The organism is Carboxylicivirga longa (genome assembly GCF_050589825.1).
GTDB lineage: Bacteria > Bacteroidota > Bacteroidia > Bacteroidales > Marinilabiliaceae > Carboxylicivirga > Carboxylicivirga longa.
On record NZ_JBNGOZ010000033.1, the window covers coordinates 1 to 14,592 of the forward strand.

Consider the following 14,592-nt stretch of genomic DNA (forward strand, 5'->3'; position numbering starts at 1 on the left):
ATTGGCAGAAAAATTAAGAACCAAATATGGTCAAAAACCTTCCGGCTTTTGGGGGTCAGCTTAGTGCGGATTATCCAGCTGCTGCAACTGCTAATGTGCCTAATACTTTTTTCGTGCTTGCTTCCATAGTGGGAGCAAACATATTGTAGGCTCATCGGAAGGGTGATTGTCGATGAACGAAGATAAACGTACCTGTATTTCGATTATGCTACATTATTGAAGTTAAATCTCTACAGTAACTCAAATTCTTCTTGTGTTATGCAAAAATGCTCAAGAAGGATTAAAAATTGCTTTCTGGTATAATAATGAAGTTTTTCTTTACGGCAGGCAGCCTGCAACTGCTGATTTAATTGCGGAGTTGCTCTAATTTCTCTGCGTAAGGCTTGCATGGCTGAATTGGCATTGATGCTATCCGGGTATAATTTTGAAGCCACAGTTTGCTTTAGGTATGTTCTACGTAGCTTCATGGTCTTAAAATTTGGTTGAAATTAATACCAGAACACATCTTCCAAGTAGATAAAAGCAGGTTACTTAATCGCTTTAATACTGCTTTTACTTCCTTTTTAGTGCTTTTTTGAATATCTGAACTGAATTCGAGTATATGCCGAGGATATATTACATACTTTCTAAAGCATTGCCAATTTTGTAGGGTACTTATTGAACTTATCGGACGAATGTAACAGGTACAAACAACAATAAGCCCATTATGAAGGCTTATTTGTAGGGTATATTTTAAAATATTGGGCATAAATTATTCATTTATACCCTTGATAGATAGTGTTGCTAAGATAGAAAAAATAGTGAAATCTTAATTTTTAAAAAAGCGTAGCCCTTATTAAAAGGCTACGCCTAAGTTTTCTGAAATTCTTTAACAAATACGAAAGTTAGATTGCATTGAAAATATCTCTATGAATTGGGAAATAAATTTTCCTTTCTCAGTTTTACTCCTTCTGAGCCTTTCTTTCCAATGCGTCCATTTTTATCAATCTTAATCAACTCAACCTTTTCTGGCATATTATTTAAGATGTAATCTTTTGCCGTTTTTACAGAATGACTCCACTTGCTATTTTGTTCTTTTAAGTATTTGTTTAGGTCTGCTATTTTGCATTGTTCCACTACTTTAAGATATTCAATTATCATAACTACATAGTCCGATTTATCAACTGAGACGACAGATTTACTTATCACCTTAAAACTATCATCCAATTCATTTAATTGCATATCCCTTTTACCACTACATCCTTTAGAATAATCTGGACAACCATAAAAATCCCCCTTTTTGTGCGTTCTTAATACCATCTGATTACCACACTTAGGACAATTAGGCAATTTACCTTCGATTTTACTTTCCTTTTGAGTTGACTTAGGAGACTTTGTTATTGCTTTGCTTTCTTTATTTTCTTGCTTAACTACTTTCTCAGGTTGTACTATTACGTTGGATTTGTGTTCGTAATTAAAAGGTTCAATCTTTATACCATGTATTTGTTGATGTAGATAGCAATATGATTCAATGGCCAATTTCTTGTTTTCGTTATTAAAAAGTTGGTAAAAAAGAGTTTTGGGCATATTCGCAAATCCAAACAAGCTGCCCCAGAACCCTATCGCAATTCTTTTATTTAGAATGTTGTTATCATTTAAAAAAGAGTTTAATTTCTCAGGGTCATCTCCTTTCATTACAAAAGCTGATATAGATTGCATTAATGAACTTTTATGGCTCTTTAGTTCAAAAGGCTCATAGGATTCTATATTTGCAAGTAAACCATTAATATAGGCTTGTTCATTACTTCCATCCCAATTACGAATTTGTTCTTTAAGAATCTTTCCTATTTCAAAAGCTATATCTGCCTTTGATTCTTTAAAGTTCTCTGTATTAGCAATTGGAAAGTCCATTAACATATTTACGATGTTTCGAAACACCTCAGCTCCATTCCCTTGAAATGATGAGTCAACCAAAGAAGTGAGTTTCAGGTTTGAAATTGAAAAATGATTAATTGAAAAACCTTTGTCTGCTATCTGTTTTTCAGTATCTGAACAAATGTTTTTCCATAAGCTATCAGTTTCTTCACTCTTTGAAGTGTCATTCAATCTCAATAAGCTCATCAATTGCTGATACTTCCTTTGTAGTAAGTTTAATTCATTATCACGATATGAAGAGGACAAAGTAACACCAACAACATATGAATAAAAAAGTCCTTTAAGACGATTAATCTTTTGGTCAAAGGCAATGCTAGTAGAATTATCCTTGGATACTGATGGTTTTACCTTGCTAAGATAAGCATTACTCCAATTAAAGGATAAATCTCTATTTGCAATTACAAAGCTATTTTTATACAAGTCAACGACTTTGGTTTCCAAACTTCGCTCGGAAACAATAAGTGTAGTCCTTAGTGTATTAGGGTCAAAAAAATGTATCTTGGTTTTACCGGGAACTAAGTAGATTGTTTTAAAAATTTCATAAACATCTACATTATCACCTCTGGTTGTTAAAACTTCTTTGGTATTTAATAAATCCGCATCAACTTCAATTACCATTGGGTAATCATCGTAATCACTTTGTTCTATTGAAAAAACAGGTAGCTGACTATAACCCAAAATCCTATCTTCAAAAGGATTAGGCTTTACTAATTCAAAACGTTTATATCCAAACCCTCTATTCTGATAAAATATTTTAGGAGAAATAGATTCGGTCGAGAAGATATTATTAAAATTCAGTGTACTTGTTGGAATATATATTCTTTTCATAATTATAACCTCCTACTTGATTGACTAGTTAATGACGTTTCATACAGGTTATTTGGCACTTCGTCAAAGAACGAAGATAAGTTTCCAGAGTGCATAATAAATAAGGACTGATATGTACGAGTTGTAGCCACATAAAGTGAACTTCTGGCATCATCATACTCTGTTTTACAATCTGGCATAAATACTGCTTCAAATTGCAATCCTTTACTACTATGGTAGGTTGTTAATTTTGGAAGGTCATTTGAAAAATCTAAATCCATATTATTCCGGAACTTTGCTTCTACTGGAAAACCTTTTTCTTGAAAATAGTTTTTTGCATTTTCAACCTCCTGATTATTTTGAAGAAAAATGCCCACATCATCATAATTTCTATTTCTAACAATCTGAATTATGGCATCAAATTGTTCATGCAATGTGTTGTATCGAAGAATTTTAGGTTTTTCAGTTCCTTCTAATTTGCAACGCCCTTCAAGGTCATCATGTACTTCAGAAAGATACTCTGCTAACCTTGCAACTTTTTTCGGAAGTCGATAGTTCCAGACAAGCTGCTCATCCTTTAAACGAGTTATATACGCAATATCTTCCATCGTTATGGGTTTAGGGTCTCTGAAAGTATAAATTTGCTGAGCACTATCCCCATACAAAATTAAGGCACGGTTTGCAGAATTTGTAAACTCTTTAACTTGACATTCAGCAAAATCTTGTGCTTCATCGACAATTAGATAATCAGCAGATGGGCAACCCAATCTTTTCCATCTCTCATAATGCATAACATTATCATTATTAAGATTTAAGGAAACAATAGCATCTCTCATATATTGCTTCAGTGTTTTTGTAAACAATATAAAGTAAAAAGACCCTCTACCTTCTTCTTGAATCTGCTTTACTTTCCACAAAGCTAAAATTGACTTTCCACTACCGGCACAACCTTTTACTATAAAAGAGTTGTCTGTTCGTCTGTTAATTACTCGGGTTTGAAAATCATCTAACTCTGCTTCTTGAATATAAAATGACCTTGGCATATTAAACGTTTTAAATTATACTTTGTCTTTCTTCATTATGAAGATTAATGTTTTTTTGTACCGTTGTATCTGAATGATTTGCATAACAATAAGAACACAAGTGATTACAAGTGTTATACATACCAATATCTTTGCTTATTACGCACCCACATTCCTTTCTCTGACCTTTGTCTTTTAACTTCTTATTTGCAGAATAAGCTGGATTATCAAATAATGTTAACTCTGAAGAATTTTCAAATCCCAGCCAACTACTTAGAATCTTATCATCCTTCCCAATACTATAAATCAGCTCATCATCGACACACCGATTATGTTCTATGCCAAACTTTTCTAATTCAACCAATTCTGCACATGTAGCAAGCTTTAATTTCCAATTTTCATTAATCTTTTGAAGTTTTTCTGCAAAAAGATTCATCTCATCTTCTGAAAATTCTCGATAGGAATTCGTATGTCCTGACAAATTCTTTCTGACCTTCTGATAACAAGAGATATCAGCATAACTAAAAACTAATTTGTTGGTATACTGATTTATTTTTTCACCTATAGAAGCAATTCTATTGATTAATGAATCTACTGAAATATTATCACTTAAAAGTAAAGGGTCATATCGCCAAATCACTTTTTCTTTGCTAATTTGATTTGATAGCTTTATAAAAGTATCAAGCCTTTTTTCAAGTGATGGGATATTTGGCTCAAGATTTTCTTTCTCATAATCATTCAATGTATATTGGAAATAATACTTGATTTTCATTTCATCAAGAATTGGCAAGTAGGGCATTATTGGTTTTGGGTTTTTTGTCCAAAAAACAATCGCTCTTGTTTTTTCAAATGAAACATATTGCGCTTTTCTATTGAACGGATTAATCCAAACTACATAACCTTGCTTAAGCCTATTGAAAAACCATTTTGAATAAAATGCCGGAATATCAGTTGACCTACTAGCAGATATAATAACTGGAGCAATAGCTTCCACTATCTCACCATCGTCATTTTGTATTTTAGTTTTCTCCCAATTCTTCATTAGTGTAATTTATAAGGGTCAATAACATTAGGTTCTAAGGCGGTATGAACGCAGTTTTGAGTTGCAATATATTCATTGTCTTTATTTTGCCATGTTATCACTGATTTACCTTGCTCAATATCTTTAATCAGAACATCAACAAAGTCCGAATAACCTAAAATTCGATAAGCAACTTTTGAAATATCCTTTCGCTTTTCTTTATGTGTTACCCTAAATGTTTGCTGATAGAAACAATCATAACTGCAATGCATCCCATGTTGACCGCAACATAAAGGAGCAAGCGTTTTAAACTGATTATTTTGAATAATAAAGTTGTTGGTTTGCTTATTTAAAAGTAGAGGAAGATAATCTGTATTTTCTAGTTTTGTTGTTACATCTAGCAATAACAATAGTCCAGTTGGAGAAATCCTTTCTGATAGTAAATTCAATATTTCAAAATATGAATTTTGGTGTTGATTCCCTTTTTGAATTATCTCACAAACCATCTTGAACGAAAGTGTCCAATCAAAATGTTTTTGAGGTACACTTTCTAGTATTGTATTCAAATCTGCAATAGAGCTAAATACCTCATTTATTATGGTAAGTTCAATTTCTATTTCCAGATTAGAAGAAACAGCATCAACGATAGTCTTTAGCACTTTTAAAGAATCACTATTGCCATCAATTACAGTTATTTCAAATTTTAGTTTTTTATGAATATTCTTGTTAATAGCGTAAATTAAACCAATTAGATTTCCTCCAGTCCCTGCACCAACATCAAGAACAGAAATGGAATCCTTTTTTGAGATTGAATCAATATATTCAGGGTTTTGCAGCAAATCATTAATGATACAAAAAGACTCTCCATAACTTCTCGGAAAATATGTTCCAAGGTAAACGTTTACTTCTTTTTGTGATAAATCAAGATTATATCCAAATCGTTCAAAATCCGGAGAAAATTGCGCCTCTAATACATCAAATATATAATTGTCGAGCCACTGTGGTAAACGTGTATCAGTTTTTAGTTTTTCTACTTCAATTTTATCCTCCTCAGGCAGAGATAAGTCGTTCAACTCAATTTCCGAAATATTTTGAGTTGCTAAATTATCTCCTTCAAACCAATATAAGGTATGATTAGCATTAGTAAACACAGGTTTGCCAAGCATCTGATGCAAAGAATCTTTTGCAGTAGTTAGCAGGTGGTTAGATTCTAAATAGATTATACAAACATATTCACCATGCCATGAATCAGCTTCAATAAGTTCACAATTCTTATCTTCGGAAATTACAACCTTATAACTTTCAATACCAAGTCTATTTAGAACTAACGAAGCAATTTGCTCAGCATGATTCCTTAAAAATTCAATTTCACTTTTTTGTTCTTCGCTCATATTAGTTCTAAATCTAAATTGCTAATCAGATAAATTTTTTCTGACTGCAAACTGAAACCTGTTGTTTTTATCTATTCCACATCTTTCAAATACGTAACCTCAAATGCTTTGCACATTCTTTCTTCCTGAATATTATTGGCAAGGTTGAATGGGTTCTTAAAATCGTAGGGTTGAAATATGTCTAAACCTCTGTCCATGCTAATTTTCCAACCTGTATCCGTTTCAATGCTTCTTGCATGAAAACTTTGTGATTGGTCAAATTCAAAATCGAAGATGATGCCGGAACCATCAATACTTTCTTTTAGCTGTTCCAGTCTTTCTTCAGTTTCAAGTTCTCTAAACTCATCACATTTGGTAACAAGTTTTAGCTCAATATCTTCGCCTTCTTGCTTATTTTGGAGAAGCATCTGTATAAATTCCATGAAGTTCTTTACTTGGTAGAACTGGCGAACATAAGGGTCTAATACCGTTATTTTTGTAGCTCCATTGATGTATGGAGCAAACAGTTTCTGGTAGCTAATTCCTTTTGTGTTTTCCTCAAAAACCAAGTGCTTGCCTGAAAGAAGTTCTTCACTTTTCTTTTCTTTGGTTTCAGTCTCAATCGGTTTGTCTATTTCTGGTTCTTTACCAGTTGAAACCTTACTCAAAGAAGGATATTGTTTTTCTTCTAAGGTCAGTATGGAAACCGTTTTATCATCTTCCTTTGACGTGTAGGAGAAATCAACTTCATTAAAGGTTTCATCCATTATAATAAGCTGATTCTTTACTCTACGCCTTCCTTCTAAAGCGAAGTCAAGTAGTTGCTTTGCATCTTCCTTGGAGCAATCGCCATGAGGGAATATAATTTTGCAGAGACCGGAGAATGTTTTCAATATTCCAGTACGGTCTCTGGTGGTAATACTTTCTGAAAGCTCAAAGTAATTGCTGTATATGTGAGAGAAATCGTCCTTGCGCAGTTCTTTTAAAATCTCTGCTAAATAATCAACAATGAATCCATAACCATCGGTGAATAATTCATTACGCAACTTTTGTACTTCCCATCCCGGGAGGTAGCAATGCAACCTGTCAAGAAATGCAGTATCGTAATATGCTTTTGGAAGAGCTTCAAACAAATCGGAATGCTTCATCATAAATGAAACGGAATGCATTGTATTTCCGACAAACGAAAAAGATGCCGTAGCTCCGTATGGTGTGCTACCACGAGAAAACGACTTATTAGCCATATAGTTTTTCATGGTATCAACCAAGTTCTTATCAACTCGTTTTGATATTCCGGCAAACTCATCAAAGGCAACGTTATCCCAATATCCAACAAGACCAATCTGACCATTACTATTATTTACAAATAGTTTTGCCTGAGTTACTTCTCCACCGGAAATTAACATCCCATGAGGAGACATTTCTGAGAAAATATGACTCTTACCAGTTCCTTTTGGCCCTAATTCTATCAGGTTGTAATTGTTTTCGCAAAAGGAAACCATTCTGGTTAATTGCATCAGTTTACCTCTGAAGGTGAATTGCTCAGGATTAAGACCGATACTCTGCATTAATAAGTCAATCCATTCGTCCTTTGTGAAATTAGAACGTAATGACTTGAACTCTTCTAAATCGACCTGTGAGATTTGAATCGGTTTTAACGATTCAATAATCCAAGGAGAACCTGTATTGTCATCACCACCTACATAACCCATATTGATGATACACCAAACTCCGGAAGTAAGTAGCTTTTTGTGAGTTGACACTATTTCATTACCTATGGTAACTCTCTTTAAACCTAAATTTGAAAATTCAGCTTCGTAAGTACCTTTCTTATCATTCAGTTTTGCCGATACCTTGTCAATTATACGGTGATTACCATTGGTAACAATATCATGCTTTACGCTTTCGGCTTCATCACGATGTACAAAGTGCTTTTTAATGATTCCCTTAACGGTTTCTACACCTTGTTTTACTATTTCATCATCGGATGAAGCACAATGCTGACCTAACAAATATTCTAGTACATAGGTAGGTACAACGGCATTACCTTTTACTAATTTAGTAAGGTCTTTACGAACCACCTTACCATCGAAATGCTGTAATATTTTCGTCTTTAGTTCCATAGTTAAAATTCATCTTTTTCCATGAGTGAACTAATCTTAATCAGGTCGTTTACAACTACCGGATTAAGTCTGGTTTTATCTTTTTTATCATAGGCTCTTAATCGCCCAAAGCTTGCCTTTGAACCTGCCGTGTTTAGTGATAGAATAACCTCGAACAATCTTTCCTTTGGATTACTCGATACAGAGTTTAAGTGTAGCTCTGCTTCATTTGACAACAGCTCACCAGTATCGGAATACAAGCCAAATACCAGTTCCGCACTTTTAAATTCATTAGAAACAGGTTGGTCTTGAATAACAATGACCTTCATGCTACCAGAAGATATTTTGTCAGTACTGTCAATTCTTTGAAATGAAACTGTTTGAAGTGTTTCTTTCTTATGCTTGTAGAACTTAATAACCGGAGTAATTAATTCCTGTAAACTTGCCCCACCATGCACAAATTGAACACCTACATTACCTTGCTTTCTATATCGGTTAATAGCTCTTGGAACAGCTACTTTTAAATCTGTATCAATGTTTGTGGTTTCTTTAAGGTTGAACTGGTATCCATCAACTTCACCTTCAAAATCATCAGCAACCACAAAGCGAACATGGTCTCTGCCATATCCTTTGATTTTTGGTAAAGCCTCCCGGCTCGTTTCCTTCATTTCGTTGTAATTATAAAGGAATCCGTGGTCGGAAGTCACCAGAACATGGGCAATACCTACTTCTCCGGTAATATTCCGGATCAACCATTTTAAATCTTCAACTGCTTTTTCAGTCGCTTCAAAAGTTTGGTGTTCGGTTCTTTTTTTATCCCCTATAGCATCAATCCAATCGTGATAGATATAGGTGATTTTATTTTCTTTAAAGAATGCTCTTTTCTTTTGCTTAGTCATCTTTCTGACTTCTGAATAGTCAATAGTAGAGCTTTCCTGTTCCGTGGCTTGTAAAATGGCTTCACGATTGGTGCTTACTGTTGTTTTATCACCAATCTTGAAAACCAAGTCGCTTTCTCCTTTTTCGATATTGATACCTTTATTCGGCAAAAGGTTTGCCATACCAATGTTGGTGTAAGAAGGTATGGAAGCTAAACAAGGTTCAATTGTTAGGTTATTCTTGCTATCTGCCAATAAATCATTAAATAACTCGTGACCTAATTCATATCGCAATGCATCAGATATAATCACCACCATTTTGAAGTCGAAATCCTTCAGGTTATTCTTGTAGAAGTCGTATTGCTTATTAACCTGAATGGTGTTGTAATTGAACTTATTGTCGTTTAGTGTTTGCTGCCATTCAACGTTAAGCTCAATTAAAAAACGGTCGTATTTCTGATTTAATGCTTCAAATACACTTGTTGCATCATCTTCAAATTCATAAAGACGGTCTTGAACTTTGTCGAAAGCAATTACGGCTTTGCGGAAATTGTAATCAACGCCATGTAGCTCTTTGGTGTATTTCTCTACAAACTCATCGGCAGTATTAAGCTTAAATGAGCGATAATTATTTAGTATTGAATAGACACCTCCGGTATGATAAATGAACCTGATTTGTTCAGATAATTCATCAGCCAATGATTTAGAGCGAAGCCATTTGATACAATCATCTTTGGTTTGTTCCGGATTGCTTACTATACCTTTATATAAATCCTTTATTAAGGCAGTCAGCATTTCTTCGGAGTAATAACCAAACTCTTGGTCGCTACCGTACCAAAGCATGAGGTTTTCTGTATTAATATCGTGAGCTATATTTGAGAATACAATATCAATTGCACCTTTTAGGGTAGGGTGGTTCTCCCAATCTTGAAAGAATGCTTGTAGCTTATTAATTTCAGATACCCTTGTAATTTTTAGTTTGGCATAATTGTCAGCCTTTACAGGCTTATCAATATAGGAAGTTAATACGTTGTATTTTAATTTTCGAGCAAAACCAATGATAGTCTCCTTGTTAAACTCTTTATCAGAAGTATCTAAAAGGATATTAAACCAATTGAGTACATCTTGCTCCAACTCAAGTTGCTTGAGCATTTTTTCGGCTTTGGAGAAATCTTTGTCATCGTTAACCAATGAGAGGCACTTTGCCATACAACTGTTTCTATCTGAAACGGTGCTGAAATCTAAAGCCAAAGAGATTAAGCCCAATTTTAAGTTTGGCTCATTAAAATGTGCCGGGTCTAAAATCTTAGCCAGTTTTTTCTGGTTGGTTTTGGTTTTGAGTTGTTTGATATACCTTTTTACCAAAGTTAAATGGTACTCCGGCAGTTTGTATTCCGACAAAAACTCAGATGCGTCATCTAACCTTAATTCAGCATTGGCTTTTAATAAATCAAGCAGCGGATATTTCTTTATATCCTTATCGTTGGGTTTTGGGAATGGGTGATAGATGAATAATTCTTGTTTCTGCCATTCAAACTCCAACTTATATTTTAACTCAAAATAATTATTGGATACTTCCACCACTTTTATTCCTGAGTTCGCAATTTCCTCTAACTCATCTTTAAAAGTGCCATCAATATCAAAGTAGAACACAATGTTCCGGTTACTTTGACTTATTATATTTCGTATTTTATCAACGACCATTTTTCTCCTTAAATTTTTGCAACAGCTCCTTCAAATTTGGCATAGTTTACACTTACACCATCATCTAAATCAAACTCAATTTGCTGATTGGCTAGTTCTTTTAATACCTCGTTATAATCACGGCATTCAATATCCCAGTTACGAAGTTTCTCCAGCTTCTTAAACTCATCACGAGATAAGGTAAGCTCGTTTTCTTCTAGCTTTTTAATTTTTCGTTTAATATCTTCTTGGTGTGGATGCAGATAATTACGCTGTATTTTCTGTACCGTGTACTTATCCATGCGGTGCATATACACCAAAACCTTAAAAGCGGCATTTTGTGGTTTTTTAGTATCACTGCTAAATAACCAGTAAATAGGTTTCTTCTTATACATACTGGTATGGTAGCCCCAGAACTTTTCTGTAAGCCACTTATGTAAATCCATACCTAAACAATCGTGTAGAAAGTTGATGTTATCTGTAAGTGTATCTTCTCCCCAAATGGCATGAATTAAGTCTTTAGTACGTACTAAGGCATCATCTGGAAAGGCACAATCTTCTCCCATTATTGGTAGAATACCATCATCATCTATTTCAATTTTATGTCCATTGTGAGTGTATGGTTCTATTTCATCATCGCTTGCTTTTAGGTGTGCGATGTTTAATCCCGGCTTATCTAAGCGGTATCGCCCTAGAAAAACACCCAGCGCATAGGAAATAAACTGACTTAGTATTTCTTGTTTGTTAATGGGGAGTTCAATTGCATCCTTACCATCTTCTCTGAATTTAGGCTCCAGAGCTTCCAAGTCTTTACGGTCTAATTCATCTTGCAATATGGTAATATCCTTTAATGGAACTTCTGGAGTTAGTTCCTCCTCTAAACCATAAATTTCGATAAAGATTCTATTCAACTTTTCCTCATTGGCGTGAAGTTGAAAGAAGTTTTGCGTTACATTTTTACACCAATAATTAAAAGCTTCTGACAGGGAATTTTGGGCATTAAAAAGTGGTGATTTTTCAAATTCCCAAGATATTTCAGAAGAGTCCCAGTCTGATTTACTTATTTGCTTATTGTTATTAACAAATTCTTTAATTTCATCATTATTAAATATACTCGCAATAATAGGACAAGCTAGTACATTCTCCACCTGATAATTTAATGTTGGATTTAATAAATTTAAAAACAACTGAATTACTTTTGAATTATACAGTCCAAGTAAGGGTTCAATATTGTTTTCATTCTCAGGAAAAAAGGAGGAGCCAGCAACATCCCAAAGGTTTCCTTCACCTGTTTCCCTACAACCATAATTATCTCCGGTAAGGAATGACCATGTAATTCCGTTCTTAAAATAATATTCGCGATTTTCAGTCCTAGCTCTTGTTAGGTGATTGCCTTCTCCGTTCCAAAAAAGCATATATTCGTTATTACCATACCAACGTCTGAAACTTCCTCCTTTTTGGTAAGGAATCCATGTAGTAATGCCCACAGAATCTTCATAATCATTAAAGTTTAATGTTATACTACTTCTGTTTATCTCATGCCAAAATCGAAGGAGATTCTTATTATTACCTGTGATTATTCCTTGAAATGAATGTGCATATTCTGTTAGATTTGGTTGTGAAAAGCAGTTTAATATATTATCACTAACCCAGTATGCTATTGAATTACCGGGTATCTTTAAAAAATTCTCTTTTCGTATATTTTTATACTGGTTACATCCCTTAAGAAATTGATTTTCCTTTTCTAGATTGTTTCTATATGAAACCAACCTATAATAAATTCCATCTGAAATTTCATTGTTTTTTTTAATAACAAATGCTGTTGATTGAACAACTTCACCACTTAATTCTTCAAATGTTCTAGAGCCCAAATGAATCATGTTTAATATAGAAAAATCGCTGATAATTTTCTTTCTTAACATTTCATATGAGGATAGAAACATCCAAGAGTGTTGGTTTATCATCCCCATTAAACCACTAGAGCAATTTAATTTCAAGCAAACCTCCATAAAAACAGCAAATAGGTCAGTACTGCTCAAAGGGTAAATATCATTGACATATTCCTTAAGGTCACTATTCATACTTTTAAGACCCATGTATGGAGGATTAGCTACAACAGACGTATATCTCTTAGTAAGTATAAATAGTACTTCAATATGCGGTTTCAAATTATCCCAAAGTAGCTTATCAAAAGCTCCTAATTGTAATTTACTATTTAAGTTATTCCATTCTTGATATTTAAGTTTAATATGCTCAAGAGCTTCTTCGCAAAGGTTTAACTTGGTAGTTGAACCTAGGTTCTTTCCTTGTTGCAATAGCTGAATGGCATAAAAGAATTGACTGTAGGCATACCCCATTTTATCACTACCCCAAAAACGTTCAAGGTTTTCAGAGTAATCTACTTTAATAGATTCTTCACAATGACTAATTAGTAGGTTAACATCATCATTGTGTAAAATGGTTCCTTCTCTAAAAACTACAGATTTAGCAACTTGCTTTTCTTTCTTAGTTTTTCGGTCAATCACTATTTCAGTCCAATTTAATGAAACCATTTGCTTTAGTTTCATTCCTCTAAGCTCAAACCAATCAGACTGGGCTTTGCTGTAATACTGCTCACTAAAACTATCAGTTAGTGTATTTTCCGGGAAACTATAAATGTTGGGGATAATGCTACGGTTTAATACCTCAGCATCGAACTTAGCTGCTTTTAATAACACTGCAAAACGAGCCAATTGCATGGCACGGTCGTCAATATCTAGACCAAAGATGTTGTTTTTAAGAATACTATCTACCGCTTGTTTTGCTGTATAGCCCTCTTCTCTATACATCTGGAACAGCAATTCAAAACCAGTTACTAATATGTGTCCGCTTCCACAAGCCGGGTCTATTAGTGTGAGTTCCGTTATATCTGATATTATGGGTTCGTTATCCTTCTCACTATTATTTTCAACAAGGTACTTTAAGTTTGATTTTAGGGTAGAATCTGGTTCATAATCCAGATAGATTTTACCTACCGTGTTTTCTACCATGTATTTTACAATCCACTTGGGTGTGAAAATCTGTGTGGCTGCCGGAATATCTTCTGCTCTCGCTTTCTTTTTCTTTTTAAATCCTGCAAATACCTCATTCTTTTTATCAGAAATATAAAACTGGTACAACCAACCAATTAGCTCAACTTCTTTAAAATCGGCTTCTGAAATAACCTCGCTATTTATCAGCTCAAGCAAACCTTCTGTTTGCATCAGGTTTTGTGGAAGAAGTATCTCGGTATAATCATCAATCTTACCAAAAACATCATGAAGCAAATTATTGGTATTACATAGTTCGGCTACCAATAAACCAAAAGCCTGTTCTTCTTTATCTTCTTGTAAATATTCTAACAACAGGTCTTTATCGGCTTGTTTACTTAGGTTATGCTGACCTCTTTTAGCATTTTGAACCAATACCGGGATTTGAATATCCTGAGCAAATTCCAAGGTAGGAGCTAAATAACCATTTACCTCTAGTATTTTAATGGCCATTAAGCGGTTAAACCATGTGTAGGCAGCTTCCTCAATAACGTCTTTTACATCTTGTTCGTTACTAATCCGTTTTTTTAGCTTCTCCCATTTTTTTGGAACTGTAGTATCGGTATAAACCTGTCCCCGGAAAATATATCCACCTTGGGTTGTTTGTAAGGTTTCCGAATTAGAACCATCATGGTTAAAACCCCAGTATTTTAATCGTTGGAAAACGCCATCTAACAGTAATAAACGGGCTTCTCTTGCAAAGGATTTTATTTTATTAGTATCCATA

The 14,592-nt window shown here is 34.1% G+C and carries 8 protein-coding genes; all 8 read right to left on the bottom strand.

Going from position 1 to position 14,592, the window contains the following annotated elements:
* Window positions 1–230 precede the first annotated feature (230 nt).
* The 8 genes from ACRD7A_RS18225 to pglX all read right to left on the bottom strand — a co-directional run bounded on the left by ACRD7A_RS18225 (window position 231) and on the right by pglX (window position 14,591).
* On the bottom strand, window positions 231–467 hold the full coding sequence (locus ACRD7A_RS18225; RefSeq protein WP_430812847.1) for a DUF4248 domain-containing protein: 237 nt from the start codon (window positions 465–467) through the stop codon (window positions 231–233).
* Between the two features lie 439 nt (window positions 468–906).
* Window positions 907–2,742: a hypothetical protein gene (locus ACRD7A_RS18230; protein WP_430812846.1), complete on the bottom strand. Its 1,836-nt coding sequence runs from the start codon at window positions 2,740–2,742 to the stop codon at window positions 907–909.
* Window positions 2,743–2,744: 2 nt separating this feature from the next.
* The gene (locus ACRD7A_RS18235) at window positions 2,745–3,764 is read right to left on the bottom strand and encodes an ATP-binding domain-containing protein (RefSeq protein ID WP_430812845.1); all 1,020 of its coding nucleotides are present in this window, start codon (window positions 3,762–3,764) and stop codon (window positions 2,745–2,747) included.
* Window positions 3,765–3,774: 10 nt separating this feature from the next.
* On the bottom strand, window positions 3,775–4,785 hold the full coding sequence (locus tag ACRD7A_RS18240) for a DUF1848 domain-containing protein (protein WP_430812844.1): 1,011 nt from the start codon (window positions 4,783–4,785) through the stop codon (window positions 3,775–3,777).
* Entirely contained in the window at window positions 4,785–6,155 is a 1,371-nt protein-coding gene (locus ACRD7A_RS18245) for a hypothetical protein (RefSeq protein WP_430812843.1), read from the bottom strand. Before ACRD7A_RS18245 ends, ACRD7A_RS18240 begins: the two co-directional genes overlap by 1 nt.
* A 71-nt stretch (window positions 6,156–6,226) precedes the next feature.
* On the bottom strand, window positions 6,227–8,257 hold the full coding sequence (gene brxL, locus ACRD7A_RS18250) for a BREX system Lon protease-like protein BrxL (RefSeq protein WP_430812842.1): 2,031 nt from the start codon (window positions 8,255–8,257) through the stop codon (window positions 6,227–6,229).
* A gap of 2 nt (window positions 8,258–8,259) precedes the next feature.
* On the bottom strand, window positions 8,260–10,818 hold the full coding sequence (gene pglZ, locus ACRD7A_RS18255) for a BREX-1 system phosphatase PglZ type A (RefSeq protein ID WP_430812841.1): 2,559 nt from the start codon (window positions 10,816–10,818) through the stop codon (window positions 8,260–8,262).
* Window positions 10,819–10,826: 8 nt separating this feature from the next.
* Complete coding sequence (pglX, locus tag ACRD7A_RS18260) at window positions 10,827–14,591, bottom strand: BREX-1 system adenine-specific DNA-methyltransferase PglX (RefSeq protein WP_430812840.1); 3,765 nt, start codon at window positions 14,589–14,591, stop codon at window positions 10,827–10,829.
* Between the last annotated feature and the right edge of the window lies 1 nt (window position 14,592).

Excerpts from the sequence above, each read along its gene's own strand:
- ACRD7A_RS18225 (WP_430812847.1), bottom strand. The coding sequence starts at position 467 with ATGAAGCTACGTAGAACATACCTAAAGCAAACTGTGGCTTCAAAATTA.
- ACRD7A_RS18230 (WP_430812846.1), bottom strand. The coding sequence starts at position 2,742 with ATGAAAAGAATATATATTCCAACAAGTACACTGAATTTTAATAATATC.
- ACRD7A_RS18235 (WP_430812845.1), bottom strand. The coding sequence starts at position 3,764 with ATGCCAAGGTCATTTTATATTCAAGAAGCAGAGTTAGATGATTTTCAA.
- ACRD7A_RS18240 (WP_430812844.1), bottom strand. The coding sequence starts at position 4,785 with ATGAAGAATTGGGAGAAAACTAAAATACAAAATGACGATGGTGAGATA.
- ACRD7A_RS18245 (WP_430812843.1), bottom strand. The coding sequence starts at position 6,155 with ATGAGCGAAGAACAAAAAAGTGAAATTGAATTTTTAAGGAATCATGCT.
- brxL (WP_430812842.1), bottom strand. The coding sequence starts at position 8,257 with ATGGAACTAAAGACGAAAATATTACAGCATTTCGATGGTAAGGTGGTT.
- pglZ (WP_430812841.1), bottom strand. The coding sequence starts at position 10,818 with ATGGTCGTTGATAAAATACGAAATATAATAAGTCAAAGTAACCGGAAC.
- pglX (WP_430812840.1), bottom strand. The coding sequence starts at position 14,591 with ATGGATACTAATAAAATAAAATCCTTTGCAAGAGAAGCCCGTTTATTA.